The 17,699-nt window shown below is 71.1% G+C and carries 16 protein-coding genes; 11 read left to right on the top strand and 5 right to left on the bottom strand.

What is annotated here, in order from left to right; genetic code table 11:
* Positions 1–9: 9 nt before the first annotated feature.
* From JYK02_RS13215 to JYK02_RS13205, 3 genes are all read right to left on the bottom strand, one after another.
* Positions 10–543: a 2OG-Fe(II) oxygenase gene (locus JYK02_RS13215; protein WP_347402482.1), complete on the bottom strand. Its 534-nt coding sequence runs from the start codon at positions 541–543 to the stop codon at positions 10–12.
* Positions 544–712: 169 nt separating this feature from the next.
* Positions 713–1,651 (bottom strand): ATP-grasp domain-containing protein, encoded by a 939-nt coding sequence (locus tag JYK02_RS13210; protein WP_207051287.1) that lies wholly within the window; start codon positions 1,649–1,651, stop codon positions 713–715.
* A 28-nt stretch (positions 1,652–1,679) separates the two neighbouring features.
* Positions 1,680–2,288, bottom strand: a complete 609-nt coding sequence (locus JYK02_RS13205; protein ID WP_207051286.1) for a hypothetical protein — start codon at positions 2,286–2,288, stop codon at positions 1,680–1,682.
* A gap of 168 nt (positions 2,289–2,456) precedes the next feature.
* Between JYK02_RS13205 and JYK02_RS13200 the strand changes: the two genes are divergently transcribed.
* Both JYK02_RS13200 and JYK02_RS13195 read left to right on the top strand, forming a co-directional pair.
* Entirely contained in the window at positions 2,457–3,800 is a 1,344-nt protein-coding gene (locus tag JYK02_RS13200) for an erythromycin esterase family protein (RefSeq protein ID WP_207051285.1), read from the top strand.
* A gap of 82 nt (positions 3,801–3,882) precedes the next feature.
* Positions 3,883–5,964, top strand: coding sequence for a WD40 repeat domain-containing protein (locus JYK02_RS13195; RefSeq protein WP_207051284.1), 2,082 nt, complete (start codon positions 3,883–3,885; stop codon positions 5,962–5,964).
* A gap of 5 nt (positions 5,965–5,969) precedes the next feature.
* Here the strand turns inward: JYK02_RS13195 and JYK02_RS13190 are convergent, their stop codons facing one another.
* Entirely contained in the window at positions 5,970–7,085 is a 1,116-nt protein-coding gene (locus JYK02_RS13190; RefSeq protein WP_207051283.1) for a hypothetical protein, read from the bottom strand.
* 440 nt (positions 7,086–7,525) lie between these two features.
* Here JYK02_RS13190 and asnB point away from each other — a divergent pair, with 440 nt between their 5' ends.
* The 4 genes from asnB to JYK02_RS13170 are packed head-to-tail and all read left to right on the top strand — an operon-like array spanning position 7,526 to position 12,155.
* A complete protein-coding gene (asnB, locus tag JYK02_RS13185) occupies positions 7,526–9,478 on the top strand; it encodes an asparagine synthase (glutamine-hydrolyzing) (RefSeq protein WP_207051282.1) in 1,953 nt (650 codons plus the stop codon).
* Positions 9,475–10,599 carry an FAD-dependent monooxygenase gene (locus JYK02_RS13180; protein WP_207051281.1) on the top strand — a complete coding sequence of 375 codons (1,125 nt, stop codon included), beginning with the start codon at positions 9,475–9,477 and terminating at the stop codon, positions 10,597–10,599. Before asnB ends, JYK02_RS13180 begins: the two co-directional genes overlap by 4 nt.
* Positions 10,600–11,685, top strand: a complete 1,086-nt coding sequence (locus tag JYK02_RS13175; protein ID WP_207051280.1) for an acyl-CoA dehydrogenase family protein — start codon at positions 10,600–10,602, stop codon at positions 11,683–11,685. It begins immediately after the preceding gene.
* A complete protein-coding gene (locus tag JYK02_RS13170) occupies positions 11,682–12,155 on the top strand; it encodes a hotdog domain-containing protein (protein WP_207051279.1) in 474 nt (157 codons plus the stop codon). Before JYK02_RS13175 ends, JYK02_RS13170 begins: the two co-directional genes overlap by 4 nt.
* 2 nt (positions 12,156–12,157) lie before the next feature.
* Here JYK02_RS13170 and JYK02_RS13165 read toward each other — a convergent pair whose 3' ends face one another.
* Positions 12,158–13,099: a LysR family transcriptional regulator gene (locus tag JYK02_RS13165; protein WP_347402481.1), complete on the bottom strand. Its 942-nt coding sequence runs from the start codon at positions 13,097–13,099 to the stop codon at positions 12,158–12,160.
* Between the two features lie 68 nt (positions 13,100–13,167).
* Here JYK02_RS13165 and JYK02_RS13160 point away from each other — a divergent pair, with 68 nt between their 5' ends.
* The 5 genes from JYK02_RS13160 to JYK02_RS13140 all read left to right on the top strand — a co-directional run bounded on the left by JYK02_RS13160 (position 13,168) and on the right by JYK02_RS13140 (position 17,679).
* Positions 13,168–13,791, top strand: coding sequence for a luciferase family protein (locus tag JYK02_RS13160; protein ID WP_207051278.1), 624 nt, complete (start codon positions 13,168–13,170; stop codon positions 13,789–13,791).
* 29 nt (positions 13,792–13,820) lie between these two features.
* Entirely contained in the window at positions 13,821–14,696 is an 876-nt protein-coding gene (locus tag JYK02_RS13155) for an NAD-dependent epimerase/dehydratase family protein (protein WP_207051277.1), read from the top strand.
* A gap of 142 nt (positions 14,697–14,838) precedes the next feature.
* Entirely contained in the window at positions 14,839–16,029 is a 1,191-nt protein-coding gene (locus JYK02_RS13150) for a hydroxymethylglutaryl-CoA synthase (protein WP_242588727.1), read from the top strand.
* Positions 16,030–16,068: 39 nt separating this feature from the next.
* Complete coding sequence (locus tag JYK02_RS13145) at positions 16,069–16,698, top strand: YceI family protein (protein WP_207051276.1); 630 nt, start codon at positions 16,069–16,071, stop codon at positions 16,696–16,698.
* 51 nt (positions 16,699–16,749) lie between these two features.
* Positions 16,750–17,679 (top strand): hypothetical protein, encoded by a 930-nt coding sequence (locus tag JYK02_RS13140; RefSeq protein WP_207051275.1) that lies wholly within the window; start codon positions 16,750–16,752, stop codon positions 17,677–17,679.
* Positions 17,680–17,699: the final 20 nt, after the last annotated feature.

Below are 17,699 nucleotides of genomic sequence, written 5' to 3'. Positions count from 1 at the left end.
CCCTCGCGCTCAACGCTTCGCGAGGATGAAGGCCGTGACCGAGTAGCGCTGGTGTCCCTGGGCCGCGGATGTCCACTCCGTGACCCGATGGGGGGCGCCCCTCGCTCGGAAGATGAACACCGAGTTGAAGAGCGGGGGGACGCGCATCAGGTCCGCGTCCGCTTCCGGATGCCGGAAGGTCAGGACGCCTCCGAAGCCGTCCTCCCAGGGGCGCGTGAAGTTGTAGACGACCGCGAGCCCTTCCTCGTCCGTGTCCCGGTGCTCCGGGAAGTGCTCGCCTGCCTCCATGCGCGACACCTGCACCTGGCGGGTCTCCAGGGGCTCGGGCCAGCCCACAAGCGCGGCGTGGAAGGCCGCGCCGTCCTCGCTCTTGAGCCACGCGCAGAAGTCCGTCAGGGCGGAGGGCGCCTGTTGATCCAACGGCGCGATGTGCAGGGCATAGGCGCCGTGGTGATGGCGCACGAAGCTCGCGTCGCGCAGGGCCTGGTGCATTGCCTCGGCGCGCTCGGGGAAGAGGACGTCTCGGAGGCAGACGTGCAGCACCCGGCCCCCTGCGGCGAACTCGTGGCGGATGGCGGCGTGGAGGGACTCTGACGCGGACGCGAGCCTCGTCCAGGCGGCCGCGGACGGCGGGAACACCTCCGGTTTGGGAGGGCGGACGGGGCCGAAGATGCTGTCGGCGAAGTCCGCGATGAAGAACCCGCTCGGGCGCTCAGGCCTTGGAGACGAGGTAGCTGGCGAGCCGGGTGATGACTTTGCCGTCGCGCGGATCATCGAAAAAGGAAATGGCGGGGGTGGGGTTGAACTCAAGCGCCACGAAGGCTCCCTCGGGCGTGCGCCGCAGGTCCACCGCCGTGAAGACCATGCCCAGCGCCCTGGCTCCCTTGAGGCACATCGCCCAGGCTTCCTTCGGCAGACGGGCGGGCTTCACCCGGTGCAGGTTCTGCCGCGCGTCCACCACGCCGTCCGTGGGGATGTGGAAGGCGGCCACGGGCTCTCCGTCGAGCACGTAGGCGCGGAACTCGTCGCCGGGGATCTGCTCCTGGAACAGCACGGGGCAGTTGGCGAGCAGTTGGAGCCGTTCGTCGGTGAGGTCCGACTCCTCCACCTTGCGCACCATCGCGCCGCCGCCCAGCGGCTTGTAGATGACGGAGCCGTGGCGCGCGACGAACTCGCGCACCGCGTCCGGCGACGCGGTGGCCAGGCTGCTGGGCACGGGGATGCGGTGACGGCGCAGCAGGGCCAGCTGCTGCAGCTTCAGGTAGTGCAGCTCCACCGCCTCCAGCGGGTTGACGAACGAGCCGCCGCGCCGGTGGAGCGAGCGCAGCACGGAGTGGAGGAACGACTGGCGCTCGCGCTCCGCCAGGTACTGCTCCTGCCAGCGCGGGAAGTTGCGGCTGGACAGGGCCTCGGCCTCGGGGACCGGGAGCGAGAGCCGCACGTTCTTCAGGTAGAACGAGCGCAGGTCGCTGAGACATTCACCGTCCCAGTGCACGTCGCCGTCCTCCCAGCTCAACGCGGCGGAGTCCGGGACCCGGTCCGTCTCCAGGACGACGGCTCGCGCGCGGCGACGCTCCACCGCTTCAGCGACGAAGCGGGTGGCGTCATCCGAACGCGAGCCGATGACCACGACCTTCTTGCGGGACGTCATGGGGACCGTGACTTCGTCCGCCGGTCGCTCAGACCGGGCTGTCCATCTTGACCTTCACGATGCCGCCATCCAGCGGCTTGAAGTCCGGCACCTTCAGCCCGCCGGTGGGGTCGTCCATCCGGATCTTCACGCGGCCCCCGTCCGGCAGCTTGAAGTCCGGCAGCTTCGAGCCACGGGTGGGGTCATCCATCATGACCTTCACCATGCCGCCACCGTGCTGCGGCTTGACGCTGGAGCCTTCCGTGTTGCCGCCACGCAGGGGGTCGTCCGCGACGATCTTCACGATGACGCCGTCGTCCGGGAACTGGAGGCCGGGGCCGCCCTCCGTGGTGCCGCCGCCACGGACCGGGTCGTCCGCGATGATCTTCACGATGACGTCGTCGTTCGGGTTCAGGATGCTGGCGTCCTTGGCCTTCACGAAGCTGTCCGCGATCTCGCGGGCCTTCGGGGTCAACTTCACCTGCTCGAAGGCGTCACGCACCTGGTTCTTCTGCTGGGGGCTCAGCTTGCCGGCGTCGGCACCCTGGAGCGCCTTCTTCAGGGCCGGAGCGCCCACTGCCTTGCCGTCCGTGCTGGCCGTCTTCAGAGCGGTCTTCAGCGACGACACGAAGCCCGTGGGGGATTTGATCTGGGTCATGGGAGTCCTTTGTGAGGGGTTATCGCCTCCTCGGGGCCCGGAGTTGCTTGATTCTCTGAAGGTGAGAGTCCCCGTGGAGTCCCAGGGACTTGCGCGCCGCCTGGCCGCCTGCTGACTCCCATCCGCACGGACGCGTCCCAACCCTTGAAGAGAAGGGGAGGAGACACCATGGCGACCCGAGAGGACGCACTGCTGGTGCGAGCCATCGCGGAGACCGTGCGGCCGCTCCAGGGGACGCGGGAAGACCTGGATCCGCTGATGGACCTGGTGGGCGACGCGCGGTGCGTGCTGATTGGGGAGGCGACCCACGGCACGCACGAGTTCTACCGGCTGCGCGCGCTGCTGACGCGGCGGCTCATCGAGGAGAAGGGCTTCAGCGCCGTCGCGGTGGAGGCGGACTGGCCGGACGCGTACCGCATCAACCGCTACGTGCGCGCGGTGGGCACGGACGTGGACGCGGTGGAGTCGCTCGCCGACTTCCAGCGCTTCCCCTCGTGGATGTGGCGCAACGCGGACGTGCTGGACTTCGCGGGCTGGCTGCGGACGCACAACGACCGGCTCCCGGTGCGGGAGAAGGTCGGGTTCTACGGGCTGGACCTCTACAGCCTCCATGCCTCCATGGGCGCGGTGCTGACGTACCTGGACCGGGCGGATCCCGAGGCCGCCAGGCGCGCCCGGCACCGCTACGCGTGCTTCGAGCACTTCGGGGAGGATCCGCAGGACTACGGCCACGCGACCACGCTGGGGCTGTCACCGGACTGCGAGCGGCAGGTCATTGCTCAACTGCGAGAACTTCAGCGGGAGCGCGAGTCCCTGCTGCACCGGGACGGGCACGCGGCGGAGGACGCGCAGTTCGAGGCGGAGCAGAACGCGCGCGTCGTCCAGAACGCGGAGGAGTACTACCGGTCCATGTTCCATGGGCGCGTCTCGTCCTGGAACCTGCGCGACACGCACATGGCGGACACGCTGGACACGCTGCGGGCGTTCCTGTCGCGGCGCTCCGGCGACGCGCGGGTCGTGGTCTGGGCTCACAACTCCCATGTCGGGGATGCCCGCGCGACGGAGATGGGGGGCGCGGGCGAGGTGAACCTGGGACAGCTGACGCGCCAGCGGCACCCGGGCGCGACGCGGCTCATCGGCTTCAGCACGTACCGGGGCACCGTCACCGCGGCCTCCAACTGGGGCGGATCCGCCGAGCGCAAGAAGGTCCGCCACGGGCTGCCGGGCAGCTACGAGTCCCTCTTCCACCAGGTCGGGATGCCGGGCTTCCTGCTGGACCTCCGCGAGCTGGGCGAGGCCGCCGGAGCGCTCCGGGAGCGGCGCCTGCAGCGGGCCATCGGCGTCATCTACCGGCCCCAATCGGAGCGCATGAGCCACTACTTCCACACCCGGCTGCCCGAGCAGTTCGACGCGATGTTGCACATCGATGAGACGCGTGCGCTCGAACCGCTGGAGCGCACCGCCGGCTGGGAGCGCGGCGAAGCGCCGGAGACCTATCCGACGGGCCTGTAGGCGCGGGCATGGCTTCCTCCCGGCTCCGGGGTACGGTCCCGGGCCCAGGGCGCGGAGGCTCTACGCCCGAGGGAGGAGCCCCATGCGGTGGTGGTGTCTCGCGCTGTTGCTTGCTTCCTGTTCGGCGCACCGGCCCTCTGGTGGCGACGCGCCGGACACCGCGACGGAGCGGGACCTGCGCGCCCGCGTCCACGAGGCGCAGGGGAAGGCGGCCACCGAGTCACGGCAGTGGGGCGTGGCGGCGGCGTCGTTCGCGCTGGCCCGCGCATCGCGGGACTCGCTCGCGGCGCAGTGGGGATTGGGCCGGGCGGTGGACCATGCCTCCACGCTGCGCTGGTCGCAGCGGATCACGGGCTCGGTGCTGGCCCTCGCGTTCACGCCGGATGGCCGGGTGCTGGCCTCCGGGCACTACGACTCCGTCGTGCGGCTCTGGGCCGTGGAGCGCGGCGAGCTGCTGGCGGAGCTCCGGGGACACACGGCCGAGGTCCACGCCGTCGCCTTCTCCCCGGACGGACGCTGGCTGGCTTCCGCGGGCAGACCCGGGGAGATCCGTGTCTGGGATTGGCGCCGGGGCCGGCAGCACGCGGTGATTCCGGGGCACACCGACGTGGTGCTCGGGCTGGCCTTCTCTCCTGACGGAGGGCGGCTGGCCTCCGGTGGCCTGGACAATGCGGTCCGCGTCTGGGACGTCGCGACCGGTGCTGAAACGCTGCGCTTCGAACATGACGACAACGTCATCGCCGTCGCCTTCTCTCCGGAGGGCGGACGGCTCCTGTCGACGAGCGCGGACCGGAGCGCCCGGGTCTGGGACCTGACGTCGCGCAAGGAGGTCCACCGCCTCGTGGGCCATGGGGAGAAGGTGGAGGCGGGCGCGTTCTCCTCGGACGGACAGCGCATCATGACGGCGGCGGGCGACCGCGCCGTGCGCTTCTGGGATGCGCGGTCGGGGCAGCTCGTGGACGTGCTGCGCGACTCCGGCAACGTCTCCGTCGCCGCCATCGACGGCGCGTTCCAGCTCCTGGTCCAGGGAGGGTGGGACGGGAGCGTGCGGCTCAGTGAGGGGCCCGGGGGCGCGCTGCTGGAGCGGCTGGATGCGCACCCCGCCGCCGTGATGAGCGTGGCCCTGGCTCCGGACGGACGCACGTTCGCTTCGGGCGGGATGGACGGAGTCCTCGACGTGTGGCGCCGGCCGGAGGTCCCCGCGGAGGCGCTGCTGCGCGGGCACTCCGTCTGGGTGGAGGCGGTCGCGTTCACCCAGGACCGTGAGCTCATCTCAGGCGGTGAGGACGGCTGGCGGCGGTGGCACCTCGCGGACACGAGCACGCCTGCCTCCGAGTCTGGCGCCACGGAGGCCGCGGTGTCCCTGGCGGTGAGCCCGGACCGCGAGCGCCTGGTGGTGGGCACGCTGAAGGGCAAGGCGTTGGTGCTGGAGGCGCGTTCGGGACGCGTGCTGCTGGAGCTGCCCGGGGTGAAGGGCTCCGTGCGCGCGGTGGCCTTCAGTCCGGATGGGACGCTCGTCGCGGTGGCGGGGGACCCGGACATCCAGCTCTGGTCCGTGGCCGACGGCCGGCCCGTGGGGCTGCTCCAGGGACATACGGCCAAGGTCTGGACCCTGGCCTTCGACAGCACGGGGCGCAGGCTCGCGTCCGGCGGCGCGGACAAGACGGTGCGCACCTGGGACGTGGAGCGCCGTCAGGCCCTGCTGCGGCTCGACATGGGCGAGCCCGTGCGCGCCGTGGCCTTCACGCCCTCCGAGCCCCACCTGGTGACGGCGGGCATGCGGCAGCCCATCCGCGTCTGGGACGTGGAGGAGGGCCGGCTGTTGCGGACGCTGGATGCGCACACCGTGGGCGTGCTGGCCCTGGCCGTGTCACCGGACGGGCGCTTCCTGGCGTCGTCCGGCGTGGAGGAGGTGGTGAAGGTCTGGGGCCTGCCCTCCGGAGAGCCGCTGGGGACCGTCACGGGGCAGCAGGGCTTCCTGTCGGCCCTGGCGTTCTCCCCGGACGGAGCGCTCCTCGTCTCCGCGGCCTCGGACCGGACGCTTCAGTTGATCCGCTTCCAGTCCATCGCCCATCCGCCCCCGGCGGGCGCGGGCCTCGAGGACCTCCTGCGCCGCTACGGGCTCGTGTGGGACGAGGCCCGCTTCCTCCTCCAGCACCGCTGACGGCGTCACACCAGCCGCAGGAAGCGGTTGAGGTCCCGGAACAGCCAGAGGGGATTGCCGTACCACACGGCCATCTCCAGCACCCCCGCCCAGACGACGAGCCCCAGGCGCACCGCCGTGGGCCAGCGTGGCACTCGCAGCACGCCCACGGTCAGCGGCACCAGCATCAGCGCGGAGGCATGCCACCAGTGGCGCGTGTCGATGACCGCGAGCACGACGCCCAGCCCCACCGATGCCGTCACCAGGCCATCCGCCCCGCGCCAGGACAGCGCCAGCACCGCCACGCTCAGGCCCATCACCAGGGCCACCGTGCCGGGCTCGCCCAGGATGGAGGGCGTGGCCGCGTCCGTCCGGGCGGCCAGCGGCGCCATCCATAGGAACGTGCGCACGCAGAGGACCCCGGCCGCCGCGACTCCGAAGAGCGTGCCCCACGGCCACTGGCGCGCCGGCCGCCCGCGCACCACGCGCCACAGCGCCACCACGCCCACGGCGATGAGGACGAGCGCCCGGTAGTGCAGCAGCGCCGCCACCGCCAGCCAGCGGAGCGCCACCACCGGGCGGTCCTTCGCGAGCGCCGCCAGCGCCAGCACCCCGCAGACGAGCCACGCGCCGTCATACTGGCCGTAGAGCGCCAGCCGCATCAGCTCCAGCCAGCAGAGGAACCCCACCGCCCAGCGGCCTCCCGCCGGGAGCCCGTCCAGCAGCCGCAGCGCCGCGTAGAGCGCCCCGTGCGCGAACACGAGCAGGTACAGCAGGCACAGCTGCCCGAAGGCCAGGGGCGACATGGGCACCCACTCGCCCACGAGCGCCAGGGGCAGGAAGAGCACCAGCGCCCCGGGCGGATACACGTAGGGCACGTCCAGCCATTCGTCGAGGGCCTGCCGGTAGGGGATGCCCTCGCGCAGCTCGCCCAGCGGCGCGGTGTAGAGGGCCTGGAGCCCGCGATGCAGCCCCACCCAGACCACGTACGGGTGGCGGACGTGATCGGTGTAGCCCTCCTTCAGCGTCCCCCGCGACGTCACCCCGGACAGGGGAACGGCGGACAGCAGGAGCAGCGACAGCAGGGCGAGCAGCGCCCACCGCGTAGCGGGATGTCGGACAAGGGTGCCGGGGCCTTCCATGGAGGACGTACCAAACCCCGCCCGGGCCCCGGGCTCAATCCTCGTGTGAATGCATGTCTGTGTATGAGCTGTAGAACCAAGACAGGCGTTATCTGCATCAGGTGATTTCTGCTGCCTCGTTAAGAGGGTTGTTACGAGATTTCTGCTATCGATTTGTTTTTGATGATGTTATGTCCAATGGCCGTCGGTCGCGGTGAGACCATCCGCCGATGGATCGCCGTGGGCCGGGCTTCAGAGGGGGAATCATGGGTAGAGACTGTCGCGGTACCGGAAGCACTCGATGACCGCCTGAACAGCTTCGCTGGACCGGGGCATGGCTGAGAACGCGCCAGCTCCTCCAGCCGTTTCGCAATCCATTGCCAGACCAGCCGTCGAAGGCCTTTCCCGGGGTCTCGCGCGCTGACGGACACACATATCCATTTGAAGGAAGCGGCCCTGCTATGTGCGGATTCATTGGCGTCTACCAGCGTTCCCCCTCCGGCTTCGACGAGCGGAGCCTCCTCACCGCGCTGACCACCCTCCACCACCGTGGCCCCGACGAGCGCAGCCTGTGGCATGACCCGGCCGGCCGCGCGGTGCTGGGCCACGTCCGGCTGAGCATCATCGGTCTGGACAACGGCCGGCAGCCCATCGTCGCGGACGAGGGCGACATCGCGCTGGTGGTCAACGGCGAGCTGTACGACCACGAGCGGATCCGCCGCGAGCTCCAGGCGCTCGGGTGCCAGTTCAAGACGGACTCCGACAGCGAGATTGCCCTGCACCTGTATCGCCGCTCGGGCCTGGCGGGCCTGAAGCAGCTGCGCGGCGAGTTCGCCATCCTGCTCTTCGACCGGCAGCGCCGCCTGATGCTCGCCGTGCGCGACCGCATGGGCATCAAGCCCATGTTCTACGCGCAGCACCGGGGCGCCTGGTACTTCGCCTCGGAGGTGAAGGCGCTCCTGGCCGCGGGCGTCCCGGCGGAGTGGGACGAGCACGCGTACGCGAGCCGCGCCTTCTACCTGCGCGATCACACGCTCTTCAAGGGCGTGAAGAGCGTGCAGCCCGGGTGCTGGGTGATGGCGGACAGCGGCGGCCTGCACCACGGCCGCTACTGGGACATGGAGTTCGCCCGCCAGGACGCGCCGGACCCCGCGGACGAGCAGGGCATGGTGGAGGCCATCCGCGCCGCGGTGGAGCAGTCCGTGCGCCTGCGCCTGCGCGCGGACGTGCCCATGGGCGTCTACCTGAGCGGCGGCATCGACTCCTCCGCCATGCTGGGCGTGGCCACGCAGCTGTCCGGCCAGCCGCTGGACGCGTTCAACCTGTCCTTCACGGACATGGATGACTACGACGAGAACAAGTTCGCGCGGCTGGCCGCGGAGCACAACGGCGCGCGCTTCCACACCGTGGCTGTGTCCCAGGACGACCTGGCGGACCACTTCGAGCAGGCGCTCTGGCACAACGAGACGCCGTTCTTCAACGCGCACGGCGTGGCCAAGTACATCCTCAGTGAGACGGTGCGCGACGCGGGCATGAAGGTCGTCCTCACCGGCGAGGGCGCCGACGAGGTGTTCGCCGGCTACCCGCACTTCCGCCGCGACATGCTGCTGTACAACCCGGAGCGGCAGGACCCGGCGCTCGTCACCAAGCTGCGCCAGCGCATCCAGGAGAGCGAGAACGGCTATGTCCAGCCGGACATGCCCCAGGACATCCACTGGATGGTCCAGCAGCTGTCCCACGGCGTGTCCTGGCTGGACAACCAGGCCGGCTGGTTCAAGGCGCTGGAGGCGCTCTACCGCCCGGACTTCCGCGAGCAGTTCGCGGGCAGCGACCCCTACCGCCAGTTCTACGACCGGTTGGATCACCGCAACCTGGAGGGGCGCGACCCCGTCCACAAGTCCATGTACCTGTGGGCCAAGTCGTACCTGCCCAACTTCGTGCTCACCACGCTGGGCGACCGCATGGAGATGGCCCACAGCATCGAGGGCCGCGTGCCGCTGCTGGACCACCACGTGGTGGAGCTGGCGTGCCAGATGCCCGTCTGGATGAAGGTGCGCGGCTCCACGGAGAAGTACGTCTTCCGCGAGGCCATGCGGCCGTACCTGCCGGACGCCCTCTACAAGCGCAAGAAGCACTACTTCCGCGCACCGCCCGCCACGCTCCAGCAGAAGGGCCGGCTGTACCAGCTGGTGCGCGACGTGCTGAACGGCTCGGAGCTGGACGCGCTGCCCTTCTTCGACCCGGCGCGCGTGCGCGGCCTGCTGGAGAAGCTGCCCACGCTGAGCGCGCATGAGCAGGGCCTGCTGGACCCCATGCTGATGGAGCTGACCAGCCTGTGCCTGTTGCAGAACCGGTACTCGCTGCGCGCGTCCACCAGCCAGCCCCTGTGGAGTGCCCGCGAGGAGGCGGCATGAGGGTCGCCATCATCGGCGCGGGCCTCAACGGGCTGGCCTGCGCCGTCATGCTCAAGCGGCTGGGCGTGGACTGCGTCGTCTTCGAGCGCGGCACGGGGCCCCGGGACTCCGGGACGGGCATCTACGTCTGGCCCCAGGCCATGCAGGTGCTGCGCTTCGTGCTCAAGGACCGCGCCTTCCTCTCCCGGGGGCAGCCCATCGAGTTCCTGGACACGCACGACAAGCACGGGCGGCTGGTCCACAGCCAGCCGGTGCGCCCGGCCGGGCTGGGGCTGCCCGCGCCCGCGATGATGTTCCTGCGCACGGAGCTCTTCCGCCTGCTCGCGGACCGCCTGGACGAGGACGACATCCACTACGGCATGGGCTGCGAGTCGCTGGAAAACGTGGGCGACCAGGTGCGCCTCACCTTCACCAACGGCCACCGCTTCGACTTCGACCTCGCGGTGGGCGCGGACGGCGTGTCGTCCACGACGCGCTCCTTCGTCAACCCGGGGCTCGTGCCCCATGACACGGGCCTCGTCGCCAGCCGGGGCGTGGTGAACTTCGACTCGCCGCTGCTGCATTCGGACCGGTGTCAGATCTTCACGTCGCGGCACTCGCGCGTGGTGACGTACCCGCTGAACAAGGCCACGTCGCTGCGCTACTGGTTCGCGGCCTACCAGCACCGCAACCAGCCGCTGCTGGACCGGCAGGGGCTGCTGGAGCTGTTCGCGCCGCTGCCCCAGGACCTGTTGCGGATGATGGGCCAGACGCCCGAGGAGGACATCCTCACCCACAAGCTCAAGGCGCTGACGGGCGAGGGGCAGTGGTTCCGGGGCCGGGTGGTGCTCCTGGGGGACAGCATCCACGCGATGCTGCCCACCCTGGGCTACGGGCTGACGCTGGGCCTGGAGAACGGCTTCATGCTGGCGCAGGCCCTGGTGGGGCACTGCGACGAAAGCCTGGAGGCGGCGCTCCAGCGCTATGAAATCCGCGCCGCGCGGCGCTCGCGGGAGATGCTCCAGGTGATGAACGACTTCACCCGGCTCTACTACTTCGAGCCGGAGGGAGAGGTGTCCCCCGCGAGGCTCGCGCCCATCGTCCAGCGCTTCCAGGAGCTGGCCCAGAGCACGGTGTTCTAGATGGACGCCACGACGGAAGACTTCCGGGGACGGGTGCGCACCTTCGTCAACGACCACGTGCGGCCCCACGTGGACGCGTGGGAGCGCGACGGCGCGTACCCGCTGTCACTCTGGCGGCAGGCGGGCAGGGCAGGCCTGCTGTCGCTGGGGCACTCCCCGGAGCGGCTCCCGGACGACCCGGGCGCGCTGGCGGTGCTGGTGGAGGAGCTGACCCTGGGCGGCTCTCAGGGCATCACCATGGGGCTCGGCTCCCACTTCGTCAGCCTCAAGGCGGTGCAGGGCGCGGACGCGGCGGTGGCGGCCCGGGTGGTGCCCTCCGTGCTCCGGGGCGACAAGAGCATCGTGCTCGCGCTGACCGAGCCGCAGGCGGGCTCGGACCTGCGCGCCTTCGAGTGCCGCGCCGAACCCCACGGCGACGGCCACCGGCTCACCGGCGACAAGCGCTTCATCTGCAACGGCGGCCGCGCGGACCTGCTCCTGGTGGGCGCGCTCCTGGACGGGGCCCTGGCGCTGTTCCTGGTGGAGGGCAACGCCCCGGGCCTGAGCCACACGCGGCTGGCGTGCCTGGGCTGGCGCAGCCTGCCGCTCGCGGCCCTGCGCTTCGAGTCCACGCCCGCGCGCCTCCTCATCCACGGCCGCGAGGCGGGACGGCTCCTCCAGCAGTGCCTGCAACAGGAGCGGCTGAACCTGGCGGTGATGGCCCTCGCCTCCGCGGAGCTGGCCCTTCGCGACACCGTGGAGCACTGCCGCGAGCGGCGCGTGGGGCCCGAAGCGCTCCTGGACAAGTCCGTGCTGCGCCAGCGCCTGGCGGAGCGGCACTCCGAATTGACCGTGGCGCGCGTCTTCGTGGAGCAGGCCGTGCGCTGGCAGGCGGAAGGACAGCTCACGGCGGCACGCGCCGCCATCGCGAAGAACACCGCCGTGGACGTGCTGGAGCGCATCGCGCACGACGCGGTGCAGTTGCACGGCGCGCACGGCTGCGTCGAACCCTCGCGCGTGGAGCGCATCTACCGCGACGCGCGCCTGCTGGGCATTGGCGGCGGCGCCCGGGAAGTCATGCTGGACATCATCGGACGGACCCTGTGACGAACGACACGACGACGGACCTGAGCGAGCACGCCCTGGCGCACTCCCGCGCCCTCCTGGAGCACGCCTACCAGCGCTACTGCGGCCTGGAGCTCTTGGAGCAGCGCCCCGGCTTCTGCAAGTGCCGCCTGCGCGTCACGGAGGCCATCGACAACCTCAGCCACACGCTGCACGGCGGGGTCATCTACTCCATGCTGGACGTGGTCAGCATGCTGGCCACGCTGCCCATGCTGGGGCCGGACGAGTACGCGCTCACCAGCAACTTCAACGCGATGATGCTGTCCGCCACGCCGCTGGGCACGGTGGTGGAGTTCGAGGCCACCGTGCTGCGCGGCGGCCGCAACGTCATCTTCACCCAGAGCCACGCCTGGAAGCTGGCCCCGGACGGCGCGCGCACGCAGGTGGCGTCCGCGCAGTTGAGCAAGCTGCGCATGCGCCACGACTGGCAGAGCAACACCCGCAAGGGCTGAAGTCAGGCGCCGCGCTTCGCCTGGGCGCCCAGGTTCCACCCGGGCTCGTCCGCGAAGCGCCGCGCCAGGAAGTCCATCCACGCGCCCACCTTCGGCGTGACGGTGCGCCCCTGCGCGTGCACGGCCCAGATGGACAGCTCCGGGAGCGTGTAATCATCCAGCACCTCCACGAGCTGTCCGTCCCGCAGCTCCTCCCACACGGCGAAGAGCGGGAACTGCGCGATGCCCGCGTGGCCCAGCACCGCCGTCTTCAGGGCCAGGCTGCTGTTGGCCTTCAGCGTGCCGGTGGTCTCCACCAGGGACTCCACGTCGCCCGGGCCGCGCAGGCGCCACGCGGCGCCGGAGGCCAGGTACGTGTACTGGAGGCAGCGGTGCTGGCGCAGGTCCTCCGGCCGGTGCGGCGTGCCGTGCCGGTGCAGGTACGCGGGCGTCGCGCAGATGACGCGGCGGCTGGACGCCAGCTTCCGCGCGAGCAGCGACGAGTCCGGTAGCTGCGCGATGCGGATGCACGCGTCGAAGCCCTGCTCCACCAGGTCCACCACCCGGTCATCCAGCTGGATGTCCAACTCAATCTCCGGGTAGCGCTCCAGGAACTCCGGCATGGCGGGCAGCACCCGCAGCAGCCCGAAGGACATGGGGATGCTCACGCGCAGCGGGCCGCGAGGCTTGCGGCGCAACAGCAGCACCTCCGCCTTCGCCGCCTCCAGCTCCTGCGTCATCCGCTGACACCGCGCCGCCAGCGCCCGGCCCTCCGCCGTGGGCGACAGCTTGCGCGTGGTGCGCTGCAACAGCCGCACGCCCAGCGCCTCCTCCAGCGCCATCACCTGCTTGCTCACGGTCGCCTTGGACAGCCCCAGCGAGCGCGCCGCCACCGTGAAGCTGCCGGTGCGCACCACCTCCGCGAACGTGAAATACGGCGCCACCTGCTCCATGGGATTGGTCACCTCCAGGAAACAATCCTTTTCCAATTGACGCGTAGTGTCCAGACGTCAACGCGCTCTATAGGAAAGTCATGGATTCCCCACGCACGGTGTTCCTGGGCCTGGCGGCGCTGCTGCTGACCGCGCTGTCCTGCACGCCGCAGACCGGTGACGTGCAGCGCGCGGAGCCGGCGGTCCTGTCGTCCAGGGTGCTGGCGTCCACGACGCCGGAGCCGTCCTTCCGGCTGCCCGTGCGCAAGGGGCCCCGTCCGGAGACGACGGACGCGCCGCCGGGGACGCCGCTGGCGCACCGGCAGCTGAGCCAGATTGCGCCCACGGACCTGCAGGAGCGCCTGTTCACCCGCGCCGCCGCGCTGCCGGACGTGCGCGTGGCGCCGAGCGGCATCTCCGTGCCGGGCGCGCGTGCCTTCTGGCTGCGGCCGGAGGCGTCGCGGGGGCCTCGCGCGGCGTTCCAGGTGGGGACGGAGTTCGCGCACATCCACCCGGCGGAGGACGGCAGCCTGCACCTGACGTTCCCTCCGGAGATGGCGCGTCGGGTGTTCCAGCAGGGCTGGGGCATGCCGCATCCGCGCTCCGGGACGCCCATGCTCTTTGGTCCACGCGACGAGGCCGAGCTGGAAGTCGTGTGGCAGCTGCTGCTGCGCTCCTACGCCTGGGCCCACGATGGCCAGGACGTGGGTGTGACGGTCGAATGACGCAACCTGAACGTGAGAAGAGGCACACCATGAAGATCCTTGTGACGGGCGCGACGGGCTACATCGGCGGGGCGGTCGTGGACGCGCTCAAGCAGGCGGGCCACCAGGTCCTGGGGCTGGCGCGCTCCGAAGACGCGCGCAACAAGCTCACCGCCCGCGGCATCCCGGCGGTGGCGGGCGACATGGCGGACGCCAAGGGGCTGGCCGCGCTGGTGAAGGACCTGGACGCGGTCGTCTGGACGGCCACGGCGAACAGCGAGGCCGTGGACGCGCCCGCCGTCGCGGCGGTGCTGGACGCGCTCAAGGGCACGAACAAGGCGTTCGTCTACACGAGCGGCGTCTGGGTGCACGGCGACACGCAGGGCGCCGTCGTCACGGAGGACTCGCCGCTGGCCGCGGCGGCGCTGGTGGCCTGGCGCCCGGCGGTGGAGCAGCGCGCGCTGAACACGCCGGGCGTGCGCGGCGTCGTCATCCGCCCGGGCATCGTCTACGGACGCGCCGTGGGCATCCCCTCCATGCTCACCTCCTCCGCGAAGCAGGACGGCGCGGCCCGCTTCGTGGGCACCGGTGAGAACCACTGGCCGGTGGTGTTCGTGGAGGACCTGGCGGACCTCTACGTGCGCGCCGTGGAGAAGGCCCCCGCGGGCACCGTGCTGGTCGCCGTGCAGGGCCCGGCCGTGAAGCTCAAGGACATTGCCCAGGCGGCCAGCGAGGGCGCGGGCGCGGGCGGCAAGACGGTGGCGTGGCCGCTGGAGGAGGCGCGCAAGCAGTTCGGCGCGTTCGCGGACGCGCTGGCGCTGGATCAGCGCTTCTCCGCCCAGAAGGCCCAGTCGCTGCTGGGCTGGACGCCCAAGGGCCCCGGCATCATCGACGAGCTGCGCAGCGGCTCGTACGCGCGAGGCTGACGCAAAGCGAAGGGGCCCGTCTCGCGCCGGGCCGCAATCCCAGACACCTCCGCTCACGTCCCCGGACACCGCGCAGCCCGCGGTGCACGGGAGACGTGCGCGCGAAAAAGAAGACATCTCGCAGCAAGTCGAGGGGGACATCATGCAGGCAGGACTGGAAGCAATCGGGGTCGCCGTACCGGACACCTACGTGGAGCTGGCGGACCTGGCCATGGCGCGCGGCGTGGCGCCCGGCAAGTACGTGGAGGGCCTGGGGGTGACGCGCATGGGCGTGCCCCTGGTGAACGAGGACACCGTGACGCTGGCGGCCCGCGCGGCGCGCATGGCGCTGGAGTCCGCGGGCTGCTCGCCGGAGGACGTGGGCCTGCTGGTGGTGGGCACGGAGACGGCGGTGGACCACTCCAAGCCGGTGGCCTCCTACGTCCAGGGGCTCCTGGGGCTGCCCACGCGCTGCCGCATCTTCGAGACGAAGCACGCCTGCTACGGCGGCACCGCGGCGCTCCAGATGGCGCTCGACTGGGTGCGCTCCGGCAGCGCGAAGGGCCGCAAGGCGCTCATCGTGTGCTCGGACATCGCCCGCTACGGCGTGGGCACGCCCGGTGAGCCCACGCAGGGCGCCGGCGCGGTGGCGATGCTGGTCTCGGACACGCCCGCGCTGCTGGCCCTGGAGGCGGGCAAGACGGGCGTCTACTCCAAGGACGTGATGGATTTCTGGCGTCCGCTGTACTCGAAGGACGCGCTGGTGGACGGGCACTACTCCGTGCAGTGCTACCTGGACGCGCTGGAGGGCGCGTACCGGGCCTACCAGGAGTCCGCCGCGGAGCCCGCGGGTGAGGGCGCGTACAGCGACCGCTTCGCCGCGCTCGTCTACCACGTGCCCTACGGGAAGATGTCCCGCAAGGCGCACCGGCACCTGCGCACGCTGGACGGAGACACCGCGCCGGACGCGAGCTTCGACCGGCTGGTGGGCAACAGCCTGGTGCTGCCGTCGCAGGTGGGCAACATCTACACGGGCTCCATGTACCTGGCGCTGGCGAGCCTCCTGTCCACGGCGTCCCAGGACCTCACCGGCCAGCGCGTGGGCCTGTTCTCCTACGGCAGCGGGTCCTGCGCGGAGTTCTTCAGCGGCGTGGTGCAGGCCGGCGCGCAGGAGCGCGTGAAGGCGCTGGGGCTGGAGGCCCGCCTCACCCGCCGCCGCGCGCTGTCCATCCCCGAGTACGAGGACGTGATGCGCGCGCGCGAGCACCTGGACGAGCGGCCCGCCGCGGACGCCGCCGGCTCCGGCTTCCGCTACCAGGGCACGCGCGACCACAAGCGCATCTACGCCACCTGAAGCCACCGCACTTCTTCCCCCCCGTTGGAGACACGCACCATGACGTCGTTCCTCAAGTCCCTGGCCCTCGTGGCCGCCCTCGCCGTGCCCTCGCTGGCCGGCGCCACCGCGTACGACATCCACCCGACGAACTCGTCCGCGCTCTTCTCCGTGAAGCACATGATGGTGTCCAACGTGCGCGGCTCCTTCTCCAAGGTGACCGGCACGGTGCAACTGGACGAGAAGGACCTGACGAAGTCGTCGGTGGAGGCGGTCATCGACGCGACCACCGTCACCACCAACGACGCCTCGCGCGACGAGCACCTGCGCGGGCCGGACTTCTTCGACGTGAAGAAGTTCCCCACGCTCACGTTCAAGTCCACGAAGGTGGAGAAGTCCGGCGACGGCCTGAAGCTGACGGGCGACCTCACCATCCGCGGCGTGAAGAAGCCCGTGGTGTTGCAGCTGGACGGCTTCGACGTGGAGTCGAAGGACCCGTACGGCAACGTCAAGCGGGGCGGCACGGCCACCACGAAGATTGCCCGCAAGGACTTCGGCCTGAAGTGGAACGCGGCGCTGGAGACGGGCGGCGTGGCGGTGGGGGAGGAGGTCTCCATCACGCTGGAGATCGAACTCGTGAAGAAGCAGCCGGCGCAGCCGGTGAAGTCGGCCGCGGGCAACACGCCCTAGCCACGTCTGGCACCGGCCTGCGGCGGTGCCGCCTTCCCAGGGAGTGGCGTCATGGCGCGGACCAACGGACATCCCCCGGCCAGCCGGCGGGTGGGGCTCGACAATCGGCGGCGGCAGTGTGCCGCCTGTGGCGGACAAGCACCCGCGGACTACCGGGCCCGCCGCAACGTGGTGACGCTCAACGGCGTCGTCGCGCTCAAGGTGCAGGTGCGGGTGTGTCACCGCGAGGGCTGTCCGCTGCGCCAGAAGGCCATCCGCGCGGAGGAGGAGGGGCTGTGGGTGCTGCCGGAGCACGAGTTCGGCCTGGACGTCATCGCCCTCATCGGGGCGCTGCGCCACCAGGAGAAGCGCAGCGTGCCCGCCATCCACGCCGCCCTGCGCGCCCGGGACGTGCCCATCTCCGAGCGCAGCGTCTCCAACCTGCTGGAGCGCTATGACGCCCTGCTGGCGCCACGCTCACTGGATCCCGCGCGCCTCCAGGCCGTGACGCGCAGGCTGGGCCGCGTGGTGCTGGCCCTGAGCGGCCTGGTGCCGGAGGCGGGCAACGCCGTGCTCTGGGTGGCGCGGGACTGTCTGTCTTCAGAAGTGCTGGCGGCCTGGAGCCTGCCGGAAGCGCGGGCCGGCGACCTGGTGGAGCAACTCCAGACGCTGGTGCGCGCGCTGGACGTGCCCGTCGTCGGCGTCGTCTCCGATGGGCAAGACCCCATCGTCCGGGCGGTGACGGCGGCGCTGCCGGACGTGCCGCACCAGCTTCGGTCCCCGCATGGCCGGTTCGATGCCGCCTGTCCGCCGTCCACCGCCGGGGCCGCGAGCGAGCCGGAGCCTGACTGTGCGCCGCGCTCCGGCGCGGAGAGTTCATCCGCTTCCTTAGAAGCACCAGGGGTTCCGGAGCGCACGCTGAGTGCTCCGTTGTGCATGGCCCTGGGCCTGGGCCGGGAGCTGCTCGAGTTCGGCGCCAGCTGGGCGTCCCCGGTCCCGTGACCTTCGTCTTTCCCTTCCTC

This window comes from Corallococcus macrosporus, from assembly GCF_017302985.1.
Classification (GTDB): Bacteria; Myxococcota; Myxococcia; order Myxococcales; family Myxococcaceae; genus Corallococcus; species Corallococcus macrosporus_A.
Note: the sequence above shows the minus strand (reverse complement) of the source record. Positions and strands in the feature narration are given on the sequence as shown.

Bases quoted from the DNA above. Each gene is read 5' to 3' on its own strand.
- JYK02_RS13150 (WP_242588727.1), top strand. From the start codon at position 14,839: ATGCAGGCAGGACTGGAAGCAATCGGGGTCGCCGTACCGGACACCTAC.
- JYK02_RS13175 (WP_207051280.1), top strand. From the start codon at position 10,600: ATGGACGCCACGACGGAAGACTTCCGGGGACGGGTGCGCACCTTCGTC.
- JYK02_RS13145 (WP_207051276.1), top strand. From the start codon at position 16,069: ATGACGTCGTTCCTCAAGTCCCTGGCCCTCGTGGCCGCCCTCGCCGTG.
- JYK02_RS13205 (WP_207051286.1), bottom strand. From the start codon at position 2,288: ATGACCCAGATCAAATCCCCCACGGGCTTCGTGTCGTCGCTGAAGACC.
- JYK02_RS13155 (WP_207051277.1), top strand. From the start codon at position 13,821: ATGAAGATCCTTGTGACGGGCGCGACGGGCTACATCGGCGGGGCGGTC.
- JYK02_RS13140 (WP_207051275.1), top strand. From the start codon at position 16,750: ATGGCGCGGACCAACGGACATCCCCCGGCCAGCCGGCGGGTGGGGCTC.
- JYK02_RS13195 (WP_207051284.1), top strand. From the start codon at position 3,883: ATGCGGTGGTGGTGTCTCGCGCTGTTGCTTGCTTCCTGTTCGGCGCAC.
- JYK02_RS13180 (WP_207051281.1), top strand. From the start codon at position 9,475: ATGAGGGTCGCCATCATCGGCGCGGGCCTCAACGGGCTGGCCTGCGCC.
- JYK02_RS13190 (WP_207051283.1), bottom strand. From the start codon at position 7,085: ATGGAAGGCCCCGGCACCCTTGTCCGACATCCCGCTACGCGGTGGGCG.
- asnB (WP_207051282.1), top strand. From the start codon at position 7,526: ATGTGCGGATTCATTGGCGTCTACCAGCGTTCCCCCTCCGGCTTCGAC.
- JYK02_RS13200 (WP_207051285.1), top strand. From the start codon at position 2,457: ATGGCGACCCGAGAGGACGCACTGCTGGTGCGAGCCATCGCGGAGACC.
- JYK02_RS13160 (WP_207051278.1), top strand. From the start codon at position 13,168: ATGGATTCCCCACGCACGGTGTTCCTGGGCCTGGCGGCGCTGCTGCTG.
- JYK02_RS13210 (WP_207051287.1), bottom strand. From the start codon at position 1,651: ATGACGTCCCGCAAGAAGGTCGTGGTCATCGGCTCGCGTTCGGATGAC.